We start from the raw sequence: 14,565 nt of genomic DNA on the forward strand, positions 1-14,565 counted from the left end.
CATGCGCGCCCGCCTGCTGACCCGCCCCTCCGCGACCGGGGGGGCCGCCCGGGCGGCGGCCCCGCTCGTGGCTGCCGCCCTGCTCCTCTCCGCGTGCAGCGGGGAGGACTCGGCAACCGAGCCCGACCAGGACCCCGCCGAGGTGCTGGCGGAGGCCAAGACCACCTTCGACGAGACCAGCGGCGTGCGGATCGTCCTGGAGACCGACGACCTCCCCGAGGGCGTCGACGGGCTGCTGCGCGCCGAGGGCTACGGCACCCACGACCCGGCCTTCGACGGCGAGATCGTGGTCCGCTTCGCCGGCATCGAGCCCACCGTCCCGGTGGTCGCGGTCGACGGCACCGTCTTCGCCCAGGTCCCGCTCACCACTGGCTGGTCCGAGGTCGACCCGGCGGAGTACGGCGCTCCCGACCCGGCCGGGCTGATGGACCCCGACACGGGCTTCTCCTCCCTGCTGGTCGCGACCGAAGAGCTCGAGCAGGGCGAGCAGGTCCGTGGCGGCACCGACAACCGCGACGTCCTGACCACCTACTCCGGGACGGTCGCCGGGGACGTGGTGGCCGGGATCATCCCGAGCGCCGAGGGAGACTTCGCGGCGTCGTACACCGTCAGCGACGACTCCGAGCTGCGCTCGATGGAGCTGACCGGTGACTTCTACGGCGCCGGGTCGATGACCTACGTCATCACCTTCGACGACTACGGTGCCGAGCCGTCGATCACCGCCCCCGAGTGACGGTCCGGTCGGAGTCGTGAGCCAGCCGACGAGCGCTCCGGAGCGCGTGCCCGCCGGCGCCCGGCTGATGCTGGGCCTCGCGGCCGGGGCGGTGGCCTTCGCCGCCGCCGACACCTACGTCGTCGTCCTCGCGCTGGTCGACATGATGCAGGGCATCGGGCTCTCCCCCGAGCAGCTGCAGCGGGCCGCGCCGATCATCTCCGGCTTCCTGCTGGGGTACGTCGCGATGCTTCCGCTCATCGGGCGGATCGCCGACCTGCGCGGTCGCGTCCCCGTGCTGACGGCCTCGCTCGTGGTCTTCGCGCTCGGCTCGATCATCACCGCGGCCGCCTACGACATGCCGACCATGGTGACGGGGCGCTTCCTGCAGGGCGTGGGCGGCGGTGGCCTGGTGCCGGCCACCCTGGCCCTGGTCGCCGACCTCTACCCGCCAGAGCGCCGCGCGGTGCCGCTGGGCCTGGTCTCGGCGGTCCAGGAGATCGGCTCGGTCCTCGGCCCGCTGCTGGGCGCCGTGGTGCTCGCGGTCGCGGACTGGCGCGCGATCTTCCTGCTCAACCTCGCCGTCGGGCTGGTGCTGGCCGCGGCCATCGCCGCCGCGGCCCGCTCGGTCGCTCCCGGTGGTCGAGGTACGGGCGCGGACGACGTCGGTGGTCGAGGTGCGAGCGCAGCGAGCCACGAGACCCACGTCCGCCGCCGCCCACCCGACGTGCTCGGCGTGCTCCTCCTGCTCGTGGCCCTGGTGGCCGGCGGCCTGGTCTTCCAGCCGCCCACCCAGCTGTTGACCGACCTCACCTGGGGCCAGCTCTTCATCCCCTTCGTCGAGGGCGGCGGACGCTGGCTGACCCCGGTCGGCGCCGTGGCGGTCGCAGCCGTGGTGCTGCTGGTCGTGCGGTGCCTGACCGCGCCCCGCCCACTGGTCGACCTGCGCGCCTGGGGCCGGTCGCTGCGCGAGGCCGACGTCGTGGGCGCGACCTACCTCGCCGTCGCCCTGGGCGGGGTGATCCTGGCCTTCGCCACCGCCGACCCCAAGATCGAGGTCTTCTCCGACCAGGGCTGGTGGTACCTCCTCGGCGCCGTGGTCGGCGCGGTCGCCTTCGCCGTGCACCTGCGCCGCGCCGAGTCGCCGTTGCTCCCCCGCGGCGCCCTCGCCGCCCGTCCCGCCTGGGGCTCGGTGGTCGTCAGCTTCTTCGTGGGGGCCGCGCTCATCGCCGCCCTCATCGACGTGCCGCTCTTCGCCCGCACCACCGTCTACCCCGACAGCCAGCTGATGGCCGCGCTCGTGCTCGTGCGCTTCCTGGCGGCGCTGCCGGTCGGCGCGGTCGTCGGCGGCTACCTGACCCGGGTGCTGCCCGCCAGCGTGGTGACCGCGATCGGCATGCTCATGGCCGCGGCCGGGTTCCTCGCGATGTCGCGCTGGGACATCGACAGCCTGGAGTCCTGGACCGCCACGATCCCGCTCGTCGTGGGCGGCCTGGGCTTCGGCCTGGCGCTCGCCCCGGTCAACGCCGCCGTGCTCGCCGTCACCGCCGACGCCGTGCACGGTCTGGCCTCGGCCATGGTGGTCGTGGCCCGGATGGTCGGGATGCTCGTCGGCATCTCCGCGCTCACCACGATCGGCCTGCGCCGCTACTACGCCGAGCAGGCTGCCGTGCCCCCGGTGCAGGACGTGTGCCCCGCCGGCACGACCCGCTGCGCGGAGTACTCCGACCTGCTCAAGGCGGCCGGCATCGCGCAGGAGCAGACCGTCTTCCTGGGCGCGGCGGGCTGCGCCGTCGTCGCCGCGGTGCTCGCGCTGTGGCTGCTGCGGGGTGCTCCGACGCGTGGGACGTCGCCCCTGCGGGTGAACGCCATGGGCTAGATTCCGGGGCTGTGGTGAACACGTTCGAGGACCTGCTCAGCGCGAACCGCGAGTTCGCGACCGACTTCGCCTTCGGCGGCTTCGACGGGATCGCGAAGGCCGGTGTGGCCATCGTGACCTGCATGGACAGCCGCATCGACCCGCTGCGGATGATCGGCCTCCAGGCCGGTGACGCCAAGATCTTCCGCAACCCGGGCGGGCGCGTGACCGAGGCCGCCCTCGAGGCGATCGTCCTCGCGGTGCACCTGCTCAACGTGGACCGCGTGCTGGTCGTGCCGCACACCCGCTGCGCGGTCGCCTCCAACACCGAGGAGGTCCTGCGGGAGAAGGTCGCCGAGTCCGCCGGCACCGACGTGACCTGGCAGCGCTTCCACGTCATCGAGGACCAGGTCGCCACCCTCGGCCTGGACGTGCACCGCGTGACGTCCCACCCGCTGGTGCCGGACTCGGTGCAGGTCGGCGGCTTCATCTACGACGTCGACACCGGGCTGCTCGAGCAGAAGTACTGACCGCCCGGCGCTGGCTGAGTCGGCCGGCTCAACACCCCTGCCGCGGCACCCCGGTGACCGGCACGGGCAGCTGCCCCGGCGCCCGCTGGCGACCGAGCAGCACGGCCACCAGCGCGGCCATGGACGCGCGCCCGGCGCCGTACGTCGCCAGGCGGGTGCGTGCGCGGGTCGTGCCGAGGACGTAGGGCCGGTCGGTGGCCACGACCACCCCGGTGGCCGGGGCCGGGTCGCCGGGCCCGAGCAGGTGGACGGCGGTGCCGTCGACGACCCGCCGCGGCTCGGCCATCCGCCACGCGCGCAGGCGGGCCCGGTCGCGCGCGGGCCGACCGGTCCGCTCGGGTCGCGGGGGCCGGACCAGGCGCACCTCCCCCAGCGGCAGGCCCGCCGCCCGGGCCGCGGAGCGGAAGGCGGCGACCGCGGCCGGATCACCCATCGGCACGGCCTCCTGCACGAGTCGACCGCGGCACGGGCCGGCGACCGAGGTGACCGCGGCGTCCGCCAGGCGGCGTACGGCGCCGACGGCCGTGCCCGGAGCAGCGGGCCGGGGGCGTTGCCAGGCCTGGACCGCCAGCACCCGGGCTGCGGCCTGCTGGAGGCGACGCAGCGGCAACCGTCCCTCCCGCACCGCCCCGACGATGCTGCGCACGGTGGCGGCGGGGTCCGGCGGCATGAGCACGACGTCGCCACCGGCCCGCAGGAAGCCCACCGCCGGGCGGGGCACGCCGCGCAGCGCCGCCATCTCGAGCGCGTCGCTGATCACCAGTCCGGCGAAGCCCAGCCGCTCACGCAGCAGGCCGGTCACCACCGGGCGCGAGACGGTCGCCGGGACACCGGGGTCGAGGGCACGGACCGCGATGTGGCCGATCATCACGGCCGGCAGTCCGGCGTCGACGGCGGCGCGGAAGGGCACCAGGTCGGTGCGCTCGAGCTGCTGGACGGTGCGGGGCTGCACCGGCAGGGCTCGGTGGCTGTCCACGGTCAGCGATCCGTGACCGGGGAAGTGCTTGACCACCGGCACCACCCCGGCGTCCCGCAGGCCGCGGGCGGCGGCGACGCCCTGCCGCGCCACGGTGCCGGGGTCCGAGCCGGCGGAGCGCGAGCCGATGACCGGGTCGCGGGGCCCGGCCGTCACGTCGGTGTCGGGAGCCAGGTCGACGTCGATCCCGGTCCAGGCGAGCTCGCGTCCCACGGCGGCGTGGGCGGCGCGGGTCAGCGCCGGTTGCCCCGCGGCGCCGGCGGTCATCAGCGCCGGCAGGGACGTCACCTCGCCCCGGATCCGCTCGACGAGGCCGCCCTCCTGGTCCACGGCCAGCAGCAGCGACCGGCCGGCCGCCCGCTCGAGGCCGCGCGCGGCGGCGCGCAGACCCGCCGCGGAGGCGACGTTCTCGTCGAAGACGACCAGCCCGCCGAGGTGGAGGTCGCGCACGAGCCGGGTCGGCGGCTCCGTGCCACCGGTCCACCGGGCCACCACCACCTGCCCGGCAAGGTCCGTCAGCGGCATCGAGCGGGCCTGGCGTGCAGCTCGATCCAGCTGGGTGCGCGACGGACCCCACCCCGTGGCCAGACCCAGGCGCTCGGAGGCGGTCGGGGCCGGAGCCTCCTCACCGGCCGACGGGCTCGCGGGTACGTCGCCGCGGGACGGCTCCTCGGACCCGTCCTCGCCCGTGCAGCCGCCGAGCAGGAGGGCGACCGCGAGCAGGACCGGCAGCAGCCGGCCGGGGCTCACGCGGCGGCGCGGCGCGGGTCGCGGTGGCGCACCCAGATCTCCACACCCGCGACCAGCAGTCCCCACACCACGATGGTGACACCGGCGTACCAGGCACCCCACAGCACCCCGAGCTCGCAGTCGGAGGCCGCGGCGGTGCAGTAGGTGCGCTCGGCGTAGGCCACGCCCTGGTCGAAGGCCAGCAGCACCGAGGCCAGCAGGAGCGTGACCCACATGGCCGCGCGGCGCGGGCCGCTCACGCGTCCAGGGCGTCCACGTCGACGTCGTAGGCACCCTGGACGATGAACTCCTTGCGCGGCGCCACCTCCGAGCCCATCAGCAGCTCGAAGACCTGTGTGGCGCCCTCGGCGTCGTCGATGGTGAGCCGGCGCAGCGTGCGGTGGCGCGGGTCCATCGTGGTCTCGGCCAGCTGGTCGGCGTCCATCTCGCCGAGGCCCTTGTAGCGCTGCACCGGGTCCTTCCAGCGCACGTTCTTCTTCTTCAGCTCCGCCAGCTTCCGCTGCAGCTCGGCGTCGGAGTAGGTGTAGACGTACTTGTCCATCCCCTTCTTGGGGTTGGACAGCTCGATGCGGTGCAGCGGCGGGACCGCGGTGTAGACGCGGCCGTCGCGGATCAGGTCGGGCATGTACTTGAAGAACAGGGTGGCGAGCAGGCAGCGGATGTGCGCGCCGTCGGAATCGGCGTCGGCCATGAAGATGATCCGGCCGTAGCGCCGCGCCTCGAGCTCGAAGGTGCGGCCCGAGCCGGCGCCGACGACCTGGATGATCGAGGCGCACTCGGCGTTCTTGAGCATGTCGCCGACCGAGGCCTTCTGGACGTTGAGGATCTTGCCGCGGATCGGCAGCAGCGCCTGGAACTCGGAGTTGCGCGCGGCCTTGGCGGTGCCCATGGCCGAGTCGCCCTCGACGATGAACAGCTCGGTGCGGTCGTTGTCGTTGGCGCGGCAGTCGTTGAGCTTGGGCGGCAGCGCGGAGGACTCCAGGGCGTTCTTGCGGCGCTGGGTCTCCTTGTGCTGGCGCGCGGCGATCCGGGTCTTCTGGGCGCCCGCGACCTTCTCCATCACCAGCTTGGCCTCGGCCTTCTCGGCCCGCTTGGTGCTGGTCAGGAACGCCTTGAGCTCGCGCGCCACGACCTTGCGCACGATGGTGCGCGCCGCCGGGGTGCCGAGGATCTCCTTGGTCTGGCCCTCGAACTGCGGCTCGGCCAGGCGGACGGTCACGACCGCGGTGAGGCCCTCGAGCACGTCGTCCTTGATCACGTCGGGGTCGTTGACCTTGAGCGCCTTGGACGCGCGCATGACGTCGTTGAAGGTCTTGGTCAGGGCGTTCTCGAAGCCGCTGACGTGGGTGCCGCCCTTGGGGGTGGCGATGACGTTGACGAAGGAGCGCAGCTCGGTGTCGTAGCCGGTGCCCCAGCGCACCGCGACGTCGACGGTCAGCTCGCGCTCGACCTCCTGCGGGGTCATGTGCCCCTTGTCGTCGAGCAGCGGGACGGTCTCGGTGAAGGTGTCGGAGCCCTGCAGCCGCAGGACCTGGGTGACCGGCTCGTCGTTGCTGAGGAAGTCGGCGAACTCGGTGATGCCGCCCTCGTGCTTGAAGCTCTCCTCGACCGGCTCCTCGCCACGCAGGTCGCGGACGACGATCTCGAGGCCGGGGACGATGAAGGAGGTCTGGCGCGCCCGGGTCAGCAGCTCGTCGTAGACGTAGCCGGCGTCCTTGGTGAAGATCTGGCGGTCCGGCCAGAACCGGATGCGGGTGCCGCTGCGGCCCTTGGCCACGCGGCCGCCCTTGCGGGTCAGGCCGGACTGGGGGGTGAAGTCGGTGCCGGGGCCGTCGGCGGCGAAGACGCCGGGCACGCCGCGCTGGAACGAGATGCCCTGGACCGCCGGGGAGCGCTCGACGTCGATGTCCATGCGCGCCGACAGCGCGTTGACCACCGACAGGCCCACGCCGTGCAGGCCGCCGGTGGCGACGTACGAGCCACCGCCGAACTTGCCGCCGGCGTGCAGCTTGGTCGCCACGACCTCGACGCCCGGCAGGCCGGTGCGCGGCTCCTTGTCGGTCGGGATGCCGCGACCGTTGTCGTGCACCTCGACCGAGCCGTCGGGGTGCAGCACGACCTCGACCCGGTCCGCGGCGCCGGCGAGCGCCTCGTCCACCCCGTTGTCGATGATCTCCCAGACGCAGTGCATGAGACCGCGGGTGTCGGTGGACCCGATGTACATGCCGGGGCGCTTGCGCACCGCCTCCAGGCCCTCCAGGACCAGGAGGTGGGCGGCGTTGTAGGTGTTGTCGGCGATGGTGCTGCTCCTGCGTGCGCTCTGCTTCCGGGCCGGGGTCTCGCCCGGGTCACTGGTCGGAATCTAGTAGACCGCACCCCCTGTCCTGCGCAGGGCGCGCCCCGGGCGCCCGACCGGGCGCCCGGTGGGGCGTCCGACCGGGTCTCCGACGGGGCGTCAGGCGGGGAGGTCGTCCTGCTCCCGCAGTGGCAGCGGGCCGCCGACCAGGTCCACCAGGTCCGCGACCGAGTCGACCACCCGGGTCGGGCGGTAGGGGAAGGTCGCGACCTGCTCGGGCCGGGTCGAGCCCGTGGTCACCAGGACCGTGCGCAGGCCGGCCTCCAGCCCGCTGATGATGTCGGTGTCCATCCGGTCCCCCACCATCACCGTGGTCTCCGAGTGCGCTTCGAGGCGGTTGAGCGCGCTGCGCATCATCAGCGGGTTCGGCTTGCCGATGAAGTACGGCGTACGGCCGGTCGCGGTGCTGATCAAGGCCGCCACCGAGCCGGTCGCGGGCAGCTTGCCGGCAGTGCTCGGACCACTGGGGTCGGGGTTGGTGGCCAGGAACCGGGCCCCGTCGTCGATGAGGCGGATGGCCCGGGTGATCGCCTCGAAGGAGTAGGTGCGGGTCTCCCCCAGCACGACGTAGTCGGGGTCGCGGTCGGTCATGACGTAGCCGACGTCGTGCAGCGCCGTCGTCAGCCCCGCCTCCCCGACGACGTACGCCGACCCGTGCGGACGCTGCTCGGCCAGGAACTGCGCCGTGGCCAGCGCCGAGGTCCAGATGGCGTCCTCGGGCACGTCGATGCCGCTGCCGAGCAGCCGGGCGCGCAGGTCGCGCGGGGTGTAGATCGAGTTGTTGGTCAGCACCTGGAAGCCCAGGCCGCTCGCCTTGAGCCGCTCGATGAACTCCTGGGCGCCCGGGATCGGCACCTCCTCGTGCACCAGCACGCCATCCATGTCGGTCAGCCAGGTCTCCACGGCGCGCTCCGTCATGGCCCGAGTCTCGCAGGCGGCGGCCCGCCGCGACACGGCGCGTCGCGCCCGGGAGGGGTGGGGCTGCGGTCCTAGGCTCGGGGTACTTCCCTGCAGCACCGCAGCACCGGACACCAGCGGCTCGGGCCGCGCTGCACGTCACGATGTGGACACGATCGGACTCGGGATCCGGATGCCTGCGCCGCGACGTGGCACCGCGAGACACACTTCACCCGGGTGGGCGTCTAGGCGCACACCTGGTGGGGAACATCCCCAGGGACCACCTGGTTCCGCACCAGCGCAGCACCAGATGACTCATCCCAGCAGGAGGTCTGCCGATGGACACGTCGCAGCACCGACTGTCACGTGCGCCACACCGGGACGGGAATCTTGGTCCACCTGGCTACGTTGTCCACTGCACCGAGTGAGAACAGAAATGAGGCCGAAGTGACTACTGCCGTTGCCCCCAGCTCCGCGCTGACTGCCGCGGACCGATGCGACCGTTGCGGCGCGCAGGCCTACCTCCGTGTCGAGCTCCAGACCGGTGGAGAGCTGCTCTTCTGCGCCCACCACGCCCGCGAGCACGGTGAGGCGCTCAAGCAGGTCGCCGTGACCGTGCAGGACGAGACCCACAAGCTCGCGGAGCGCTGAGCCGCTCCTCGATCCCGACGTACGTCGAAGGCCCCGGACCGATCGGTCCGGGGCCTTCGTCGTGCGTGGTGCCGAGCGCTCAGTCGAGGTAGTCGCGCAGGACCTGCGAGCGGCTGGGGTGGCGCAGCTTGGACATGGTCTTGGACTCGATCTGGCGGATCCGCTCGCGGGTCACGCCGTAGACCTTGCCGATCTCGTCCAGGGTCTTGGGCTGGCCGTCGGTGAGGCCGAAGCGCATGGAGACCACGCCCGCCTCGCGCTCGGAGAGCGTGTCGAGGACGGCGTGCAGCTGCTCCTGGAGCAGGGTGAAGGAGACGGCGTCCGCAGGCACGATCGCCTCGGAGTCCTCGATCAGGTCGCCGAACTCGGAGTCGCCGTCCTCACCGAGCGGCGTGTGCAGCGAAATCGGCTCGCGGCCGTACTTCTGGACCTCGATGACCTTCTCGGGGGTCATGTCGAGCTCCTTGGCGAGCTCCTCCGGAGTGGGCTCGCGCCCGAGGTCCTGGAGCATCTGGCGCTGGACGCGGGCCAGCTTGTTGATGACCTCGACCATGTGGACCGGGATGCGGATGGTGCGCGCCTGGTCGGCCATCGCGCGGGTGATGGCCTGGCGGATCCACCACGTGGCGTAGGTCGAGAACTTGTAGCCCTTGGTGTAGTCGAACTTCTCGACCGCACGGATCAGACCGAGGTTGCCCTCCTGGATGAGGTCCAGGAAGAGCATGCCGCGGCCGGTGTAGCGCTTGGCCAGGGAGACGACGAGGCGCAGGTTGGCCTCGAGCAGGTGGTTCTTGGCGCGGCGGCCGTCCTCGGCGATCCACTCCAGCTCCTCGAGCAGGTCGGCCTTGATCTTGCCGCCCTTGGCCAGCTTCTCCTCCGAGAACAGGCCGGCCTCGATCCGCTTGGCGAGCTCGACCTCCATCTCGGCGTTGAGCAGCGGGACCTTGCCGATCTGCTTGAGGTAGTCCTTGACCGGGTCGGCGGTCGCACCGGCGACCATGACCTGCTGGACCGGCTCGTCGGACTCGTCGGCCGCGGAGACGACGAAGCTCGAGGTGGCGGTCGCCTCCTCCTCGGCCTCCTTGATCGTCGGGTCGGCGGCGACGTCGGCCTCGAACTGCTCGTCGGGGACGTCGGGGAGGACCTTCTTGCCGTCGGGGCCCACCGCAGGCGCGGCGGGCACCTCGACCTCGACGGAGCCCGCGGCGGTCTTCTTGGCCGCGGCCTTGGTCGGGGTGGCCTTCTTGGCGGGGGCGGCCTTCTTCGCGGCCGGAGCGGCAGCGGGCGCTGCGGCCTTCTTGGCCGGGGCCGCCTTCTTGGCCGGGGCCGCCTTCTTGGCCGCGGCCTTCTTGGCCGTCGCCGTGGTGGTCTTGCGCGTCGAGGTGGCCGCCACCGCCCGGGTGCTGGCGTGGTCGACGGTCACGGAGATCCCCTGCTCGCTGAGGTGGACCAGCAGCGCCTTGAGGTGGCGCGGCTCGATCTGCGCGTCCTCACTGGCCGCACGGACCTCCTCCGGCGTGACGCTCCCCGTGGGAGCACCTCGCTCGACGAGGGTGACGACGGCGGGGTGCGCGAGCACCTCAGCAGGAATCTTGCGTGCGTTCGAAGACACGAACACCTCTCGTGGACTGGCTTGGGGCGCGGCAGGTCCCGGAGTCGTCAAGAGCCGCGCCGTCATTCTGCCACGCACGTGGTGGTCCTCCCGCAACCGGGAGGGGGCACGGGGCGCCCCAGCAGGGCTCTCGGGCCCGGGTTCCTCCGCGTTGGCTCCTCAGCCCTGGGCCTTCGCCGCGGCCTTCTTCTCCTTCTTGAAGTCGCGGACCTTCTGCAGGGAGGCGCCGTCGACCACGTCGGCCACCGAGCGGTGGCCCTCCAGGGCGTAGTCGCCCACGACCGCCTCCCAGCCCTGCGGGCGCACGTCGAGCTGCTTGGCGAGCAGGGCCACGAAGATCTGCGCCTTCTGCTTGCCGAAGCCCGGCAGCGCCATGACCCGGCGCAGCAGGTCGCGACCGTCGGCGGCACCGGTCCAGATCCGCGAGGCGTCACCGCCGTGCTCCTCCGCCACGATCCGGGCCAGCTCCTGGAGCCGGGCGGCCATCGAGCCGGGGAAGCGGTGGATCGCCGGCGGAGTGGCGCACAGCGAGGCGAACTCCTCGGGGTCGGCCTCCGCGATGCGCGCCGGGTCGAGGGTGCCGAAGCGCTCCAGCACCTTCGCGGGGCCGCGGAAGGCGTGCTCCATTGGGTACTGCTGGTCCAGCATCATGCCCACGAGCAGCGCGAACGGGTCGTCGGAGAGCACCTGGTCGGCGACGTCGTCACCGGTGATGCGGATCTGGTGGGTGGCCATGGCGCTCATCCTGCCCGAGCCGGGCAACGGCGTACGACGGCATCCCGCCGCCCCGGCAGCGACGGCGGCGCGCGTGGCTCAGGCGGCGTGTTGCCGCAGGACGCGGACGTGACCGTCCAGGCCCGCCGAGTCCAGCTGCTCCACCACCGACTGCACCGAATCGGGCCGGTCGGGTACCTCCAGCACCAGCGAGGTGCCGCCGTCGGGTCGCGGGGGCGTGCCTGCGACGAGGCCGGAGAGGGCGGTGGCCATGCGCCGCAGCGCCCCCGTGGTGCCCAGCGCTCGGACCTGCCAGCGACGGGCGGCGAGCAGCTGGTGCAGCTCGACGAACACCACGTGGTCGCGCGTCCCGTCGGCCACGACCCGCGCGGGGCCCGGGACGGGGGAGGTCTCCCCCGCGACGCGGCGGCTGGTGCCGGCGGAGTCGGCGGTGCCGAAGGCGAGGACCTCGAGCCCGGGCAGGCGCAGGCCGTCCACGATGGCTCGCAGCGCGGCCTCCTCGCAGGTCCCCTCGCGCTGCACGAGGAGCGAGCCAGGGAGCCCGCTCTCGTCCGGCAGCACCGGCTCCGGCTGAACGCCCATCTGCCGCAGCCGGTCGGCCACCGCCCAGACGTCCTCCGCCGGCCAGACCCGCAGCTCCAAGGAGGAGCCGGCGCAGGTGACCAGGGCGGTGGAACCGGTCCGCACCCGGGTCGGGGAGACCGTGGACACGTCGAGCAAGGCTGCCTCCAGGGACGTCGATCGACGACCTCTGATGGCCGCCGCCTCAGAGTCTGGCCAGGTCAGCGGGCTCCACGCGCCCCGGAACGGCGTTCCCGAACAACTCCGAACATCTCTTCACCCGGCTCGCAGGGGACCTCCTGCGCCACACCCGGCGCACGTTCGCCCGAACGGGCGAGGAACCGCCGGTCGCGGCCGGAGGGACCTCAGGACGCCTTGACGGCGAGCACCGCGCAGGGGGCGTCGAGCAGGACCCGCTGGGCGTTGCTGCCGAGGATGAGCTTGCCGACCGGCGAGCGCCGGCGCAGGCCGATGACCAGCAGCTCGGCACCGTGCTCCTCGGCGACGGCGATGAGGTCCTCGGCCGGCTCCAGCCCGCGGACGGTCTGGCGCACGGTGAACGGGACGCCGGAGGACTCCAAGCGCGCGCGCAGGTCGTCGAGCTCGCCCTGGGCCGCTGCGGCCCGGGTCTCGTCGTACTCCTGCCCGCCTCGGTGGGAGCTGACCGCCACCAGGGAGCAGTCCCGCAGCCGGGCCTCCTCGACGGCCCGCGCGAGCGCAGCCTCCCCCTCGGGCTTGGCGACGTACCCGACCACGACGGTGCCCACGGCAACCTCCTGCGACCTCGACCTGAGACCGGCCCGAGCGGCCGGCCCCTCCCGCACCGTAGCCGAACCGCACCCGCGGACGACTCCCCCGCCGGGTGGCCGGGCCCGGCCAGCGGGGCCGGCCCACCGCGGCACGGGGCGCCGCTCCCTGTGGAGGAACGGCCCCCCGCCGGTCGCCGCCGGGGCAGGGTGGACCGGTGGGCACCATCGCAGCGACCGGGACGAGCAGCCGGCGCGACCCGCGCGAGCGGAGGGCCCGTGCCGCGGTCCTGGACCTGGCGCGCACGGAGCTCCGCCGCGTGCACCCCACCCTGCTGCGGGTCGGGGACCCGTGCGGCGCGGTGGACGTGGTGGCCGAGGACGCCGCCTGGGACCACGCGCTGCGCACCGACGTGCTCGCCGCGCTGCTGTGGCGGCGCGGCCCCGACCCGCTGGTGTGGGTGACCCGCACCGGGGGCCTGGCGTGGCAGGACGTCGACCAGCGCTGGTACGCCGCGTTCCTCGCCGCCCGCGGGGAGACGGGCATCGACGCGCAGCTGCTCGTGGTCACCCGGCACGGCTGGCACGACCCGACCTCCGGGACGACGCGGACCTGGCGGCGCATCCGCGACCGCAGGAGCAGCCCCGGTCGGGACGGCTGGACGGACCCGTGACCACGCACGCGCCGCGGCGGACCGGCCGACCGGTTCAGTCCCAGGTGTGGGCGGGCTCGTTCGTGTGCATGCGCTCGCGGTACTCCAGCAGCACGGCGCGCAGCGCGTCCCAGCGGTCCTCGCCGGAGCGGGCCCGCACCTTGCTGACGAACCACTCCGCGCCGTTGGTGCCGAGCAGGCAGCGCTGCTCGATGATCCCGAGCAGCCGCTCGCGCACGTCCGTGGCGACCCCCCACCGCTCCAGGCCCTCGTGCGCCATCGGCAGCAGCCGGCGCAGCACCAGCTCGGTGGCGCGCACCTGGCCGACGCCCGGCCAGTAGACCTGCGCGTCGATGCCCTGCTGGGCAGCGACGTGGAAGTTCTCCTCGGCGGCGCTGAAGGACATCTGGCTCCACAGCGGACGCTCGCCCTCGGCGACGCTGCGCACGAGCCCGAAGTAGAACGCCGCGTTGGCCACGGTGTCCACCACGGTCGGCCCGGCGGCGAGCAGCCGGTTCTCCACGCGCAGGTGCGGCCCGGCGTCGGTGACGTCGTAGACCGGCCGGTTCCAGCGGTAGACGGTGCCGTTGTGCAGCCGCAGCTCCGAGAGGCTGGGCGTGCCACCGGCCTCGAGGACCTCGAGCGGGTCCTCGTCCTCGGTGATCGGCAACAGCGCGGGGAAGTAGCGGACGTTCTCCTCGAAGCAGTCGAAGACCGAGGTGATCCACCGCTCGCCGAACCACACCCTGGGGCGCACCCCCTGCGCCTTCAGCTCCTCGCCGCGGGTGTCCGTGGCCTGCTCGAAGAGCGGGATCCGGGTCTCGCGCCACAGCTCCTTGCCCAGGAGGTAGGGCGAGTTGGCACCGACGGCGACCTGGACGGCGGCGATCGCCTGGCTGGCGTTCCAGTAGGCCGCGAACTGGTCCGGTGAGGTCTGGACGTGGAACTGGGTGCTGGTGCAGGCCGCCTCCGGCACGATCGAGTCGGCCGTGGTGTCGAGCGACTCCGCGCCGGCGATCCGGATCGCGATGTCCTCGCCGCGGGCGTCGAGGATCTGGTCCGACAGCAGGCTGTAGCGGGGGTTGGCGCTGATCGCCGAGCGGGCCAGGTGCTCCTCGTCGAGCGTGGGCAGGATGCCGATCATCACCAGGTGGGCGCCGACCTGCGAGGACTTGGCCTCGGCGTGGTTGAGGTCCTTGCGCAGGTGCTCCTCGATGCGGGTGAGCCCGTCGTCGTGCAGGTGCACCGGCGGCACGTTGATCTCGATGTTGAACTGGCCGAGCTCGGTCTGGAAGTCGGGGTCGGCGATCAGTGCCAAGGCCTCGGCGTTCTTGAGCGCCGGGTCACCGCGGTCGTCGACGAGGTTGAGCTCCACCTCGAGACCGCACATGGGGTCGTCGGTGTCGAACGCGGCCTCGCGCAGCATCCGCGCGAAGACGTCGAGGTTGCGACGGATCTTCTCGCGGTGGCGCGTGCGGTCGGCGCGGGTGAACTCCTGCGCCTCGACCTCTTCTCCCATGGGCCGCAC

At 73.1% G+C, this 14,565-nt stretch carries 14 protein-coding genes; 5 read left to right on the forward strand and 9 right to left on the reverse strand.

Annotated elements, in window-relative coordinates; translation table 11 throughout:
* The first annotated feature begins 1 nt into the window (after position 1).
* Genes ACYVID_RS11090 through ACYVID_RS11100 form a run of 3 tightly spaced genes read left to right on the forward strand, consistent with a single transcriptional unit; the run spans position 2 to position 3,100 of the window.
* Positions 2-733, forward strand: coding sequence for an LppX_LprAFG lipoprotein (locus ACYVID_RS11090; protein ID WP_460736966.1), 732 nt, complete (start codon positions 2-4; stop codon positions 731-733).
* 16 nt (positions 734-749) lie between these two features.
* Positions 750-2,591: an MFS transporter gene (locus ACYVID_RS11095; RefSeq protein ID WP_460736968.1), complete on the forward strand. Its 1,842-nt coding sequence runs from the start codon at positions 750-752 to the stop codon at positions 2,589-2,591.
* An 11-nt stretch (positions 2,592-2,602) separates the two neighbouring features.
* A complete protein-coding gene (locus ACYVID_RS11100; RefSeq protein ID WP_460736970.1) occupies positions 2,603-3,100 on the forward strand; it encodes a beta-class carbonic anhydrase in 498 nt (165 codons plus the stop codon).
* A 28-nt stretch (positions 3,101-3,128) separates the two neighbouring features.
* Here the strand turns inward: ACYVID_RS11100 and ACYVID_RS11105 are convergent, their stop codons facing one another.
* From ACYVID_RS11105 to ACYVID_RS11120, 4 genes are all read right to left on the reverse strand, one after another.
* Positions 3,129-4,826 (reverse strand): glycoside hydrolase family 3 protein, encoded by a 1,698-nt coding sequence (locus tag ACYVID_RS11105; RefSeq protein WP_460736972.1) that lies wholly within the window; start codon positions 4,824-4,826, stop codon positions 3,129-3,131.
* Positions 4,823-5,065, reverse strand: coding sequence for a hypothetical protein (locus tag ACYVID_RS11110; RefSeq protein WP_460736974.1), 243 nt, complete (start codon positions 5,063-5,065; stop codon positions 4,823-4,825). Before ACYVID_RS11110 ends, ACYVID_RS11105 begins: the two co-directional genes overlap by 4 nt.
* Positions 5,062-7,188 carry a DNA gyrase/topoisomerase IV subunit B gene (locus tag ACYVID_RS11115; protein ID WP_460737082.1) on the reverse strand — a complete coding sequence of 709 codons (2,127 nt, stop codon included), beginning with the start codon at positions 7,186-7,188 and terminating at the stop codon, positions 5,062-5,064. The genes ACYVID_RS11110 and ACYVID_RS11115 overlap by 4 nt, the downstream gene beginning before the upstream one ends.
* 93 nt (positions 7,189-7,281) lie before the next feature.
* The gene (locus ACYVID_RS11120; RefSeq protein WP_460736976.1) at positions 7,282-8,100 is read right to left on the reverse strand and encodes an HAD-IIA family hydrolase; all 819 of its coding nucleotides are present in this window, start codon (positions 8,098-8,100) and stop codon (positions 7,282-7,284) included.
* A 426-nt stretch (positions 8,101-8,526) separates the two neighbouring features.
* Between ACYVID_RS11120 and ACYVID_RS11125 the strand changes: the two genes are divergently transcribed.
* Positions 8,527-8,730, forward strand: coding sequence for a DUF7455 domain-containing protein (locus ACYVID_RS11125; protein WP_300644358.1), 204 nt, complete (start codon positions 8,527-8,529; stop codon positions 8,728-8,730).
* Positions 8,731-8,809: 79 nt separating this feature from the next.
* Here ACYVID_RS11125 and ACYVID_RS11130 read toward each other — a convergent pair whose 3' ends face one another.
* The 4 genes from ACYVID_RS11130 to ACYVID_RS11145 all read right to left on the reverse strand — a co-directional run bounded on the left by ACYVID_RS11130 (position 8,810) and on the right by ACYVID_RS11145 (position 12,405).
* Positions 8,810-10,348, reverse strand: a complete 1,539-nt coding sequence (locus ACYVID_RS11130; RefSeq protein WP_460736978.1) for an RNA polymerase sigma factor — start codon at positions 10,346-10,348, stop codon at positions 8,810-8,812.
* A gap of 153 nt (positions 10,349-10,501) precedes the next feature.
* Positions 10,502-11,086, reverse strand: coding sequence for an HhH-GPD-type base excision DNA repair protein (locus tag ACYVID_RS11135; protein WP_460736980.1), 585 nt, complete (start codon positions 11,084-11,086; stop codon positions 10,502-10,504).
* Positions 11,087-11,155: 69 nt separating this feature from the next.
* Positions 11,156-11,788 (reverse strand): hypothetical protein, encoded by a 633-nt coding sequence (locus ACYVID_RS11140; protein ID WP_460736982.1) that lies wholly within the window; start codon positions 11,786-11,788, stop codon positions 11,156-11,158.
* A 215-nt stretch (positions 11,789-12,003) separates the two neighbouring features.
* On the reverse strand, positions 12,004-12,405 hold the full coding sequence (locus ACYVID_RS11145; RefSeq protein WP_460736984.1) for a universal stress protein: 402 nt from the start codon (positions 12,403-12,405) through the stop codon (positions 12,004-12,006).
* Between the two features lie 197 nt (positions 12,406-12,602).
* Here ACYVID_RS11145 and ACYVID_RS11150 point away from each other — a divergent pair, with 197 nt between their 5' ends.
* Positions 12,603-13,058 (forward strand): hypothetical protein, encoded by a 456-nt coding sequence (locus tag ACYVID_RS11150; protein WP_460736985.1) that lies wholly within the window; start codon positions 12,603-12,605, stop codon positions 13,056-13,058.
* 34 nt (positions 13,059-13,092) lie between these two features.
* Here ACYVID_RS11150 and ACYVID_RS11155 read toward each other — a convergent pair whose 3' ends face one another.
* On the reverse strand, positions 13,093-14,556 hold the full coding sequence (locus tag ACYVID_RS11155) for a glutamate--cysteine ligase (RefSeq protein WP_460736986.1): 1,464 nt from the start codon (positions 14,554-14,556) through the stop codon (positions 13,093-13,095).
* Positions 14,557-14,565 lie beyond the last annotated feature (9 nt).

It is taken from the genome of Nocardioides ginkgobilobae (genome assembly GCF_054781275.1).

Coding starts and splice junctions, on each gene's coding strand:
- ACYVID_RS11090 (WP_460736966.1), top strand. CDS start 2: ATGCGCGCCCGCCTGCTGACCCGCCCCTCCGCGACCGGGGGGGCCGCC.
- ACYVID_RS11120 (WP_460736976.1), bottom strand. CDS start 8,100: ATGACGGAGCGCGCCGTGGAGACCTGGCTGACCGACATGGATGGCGTG.
- ACYVID_RS11135 (WP_460736980.1), bottom strand. CDS start 11,086: ATGAGCGCCATGGCCACCCACCAGATCCGCATCACCGGTGACGACGTC.
- ACYVID_RS11155 (WP_460736986.1), bottom strand. CDS start 14,556: ATGGGAGAAGAGGTCGAGGCGCAGGAGTTCACCCGCGCCGACCGCACG.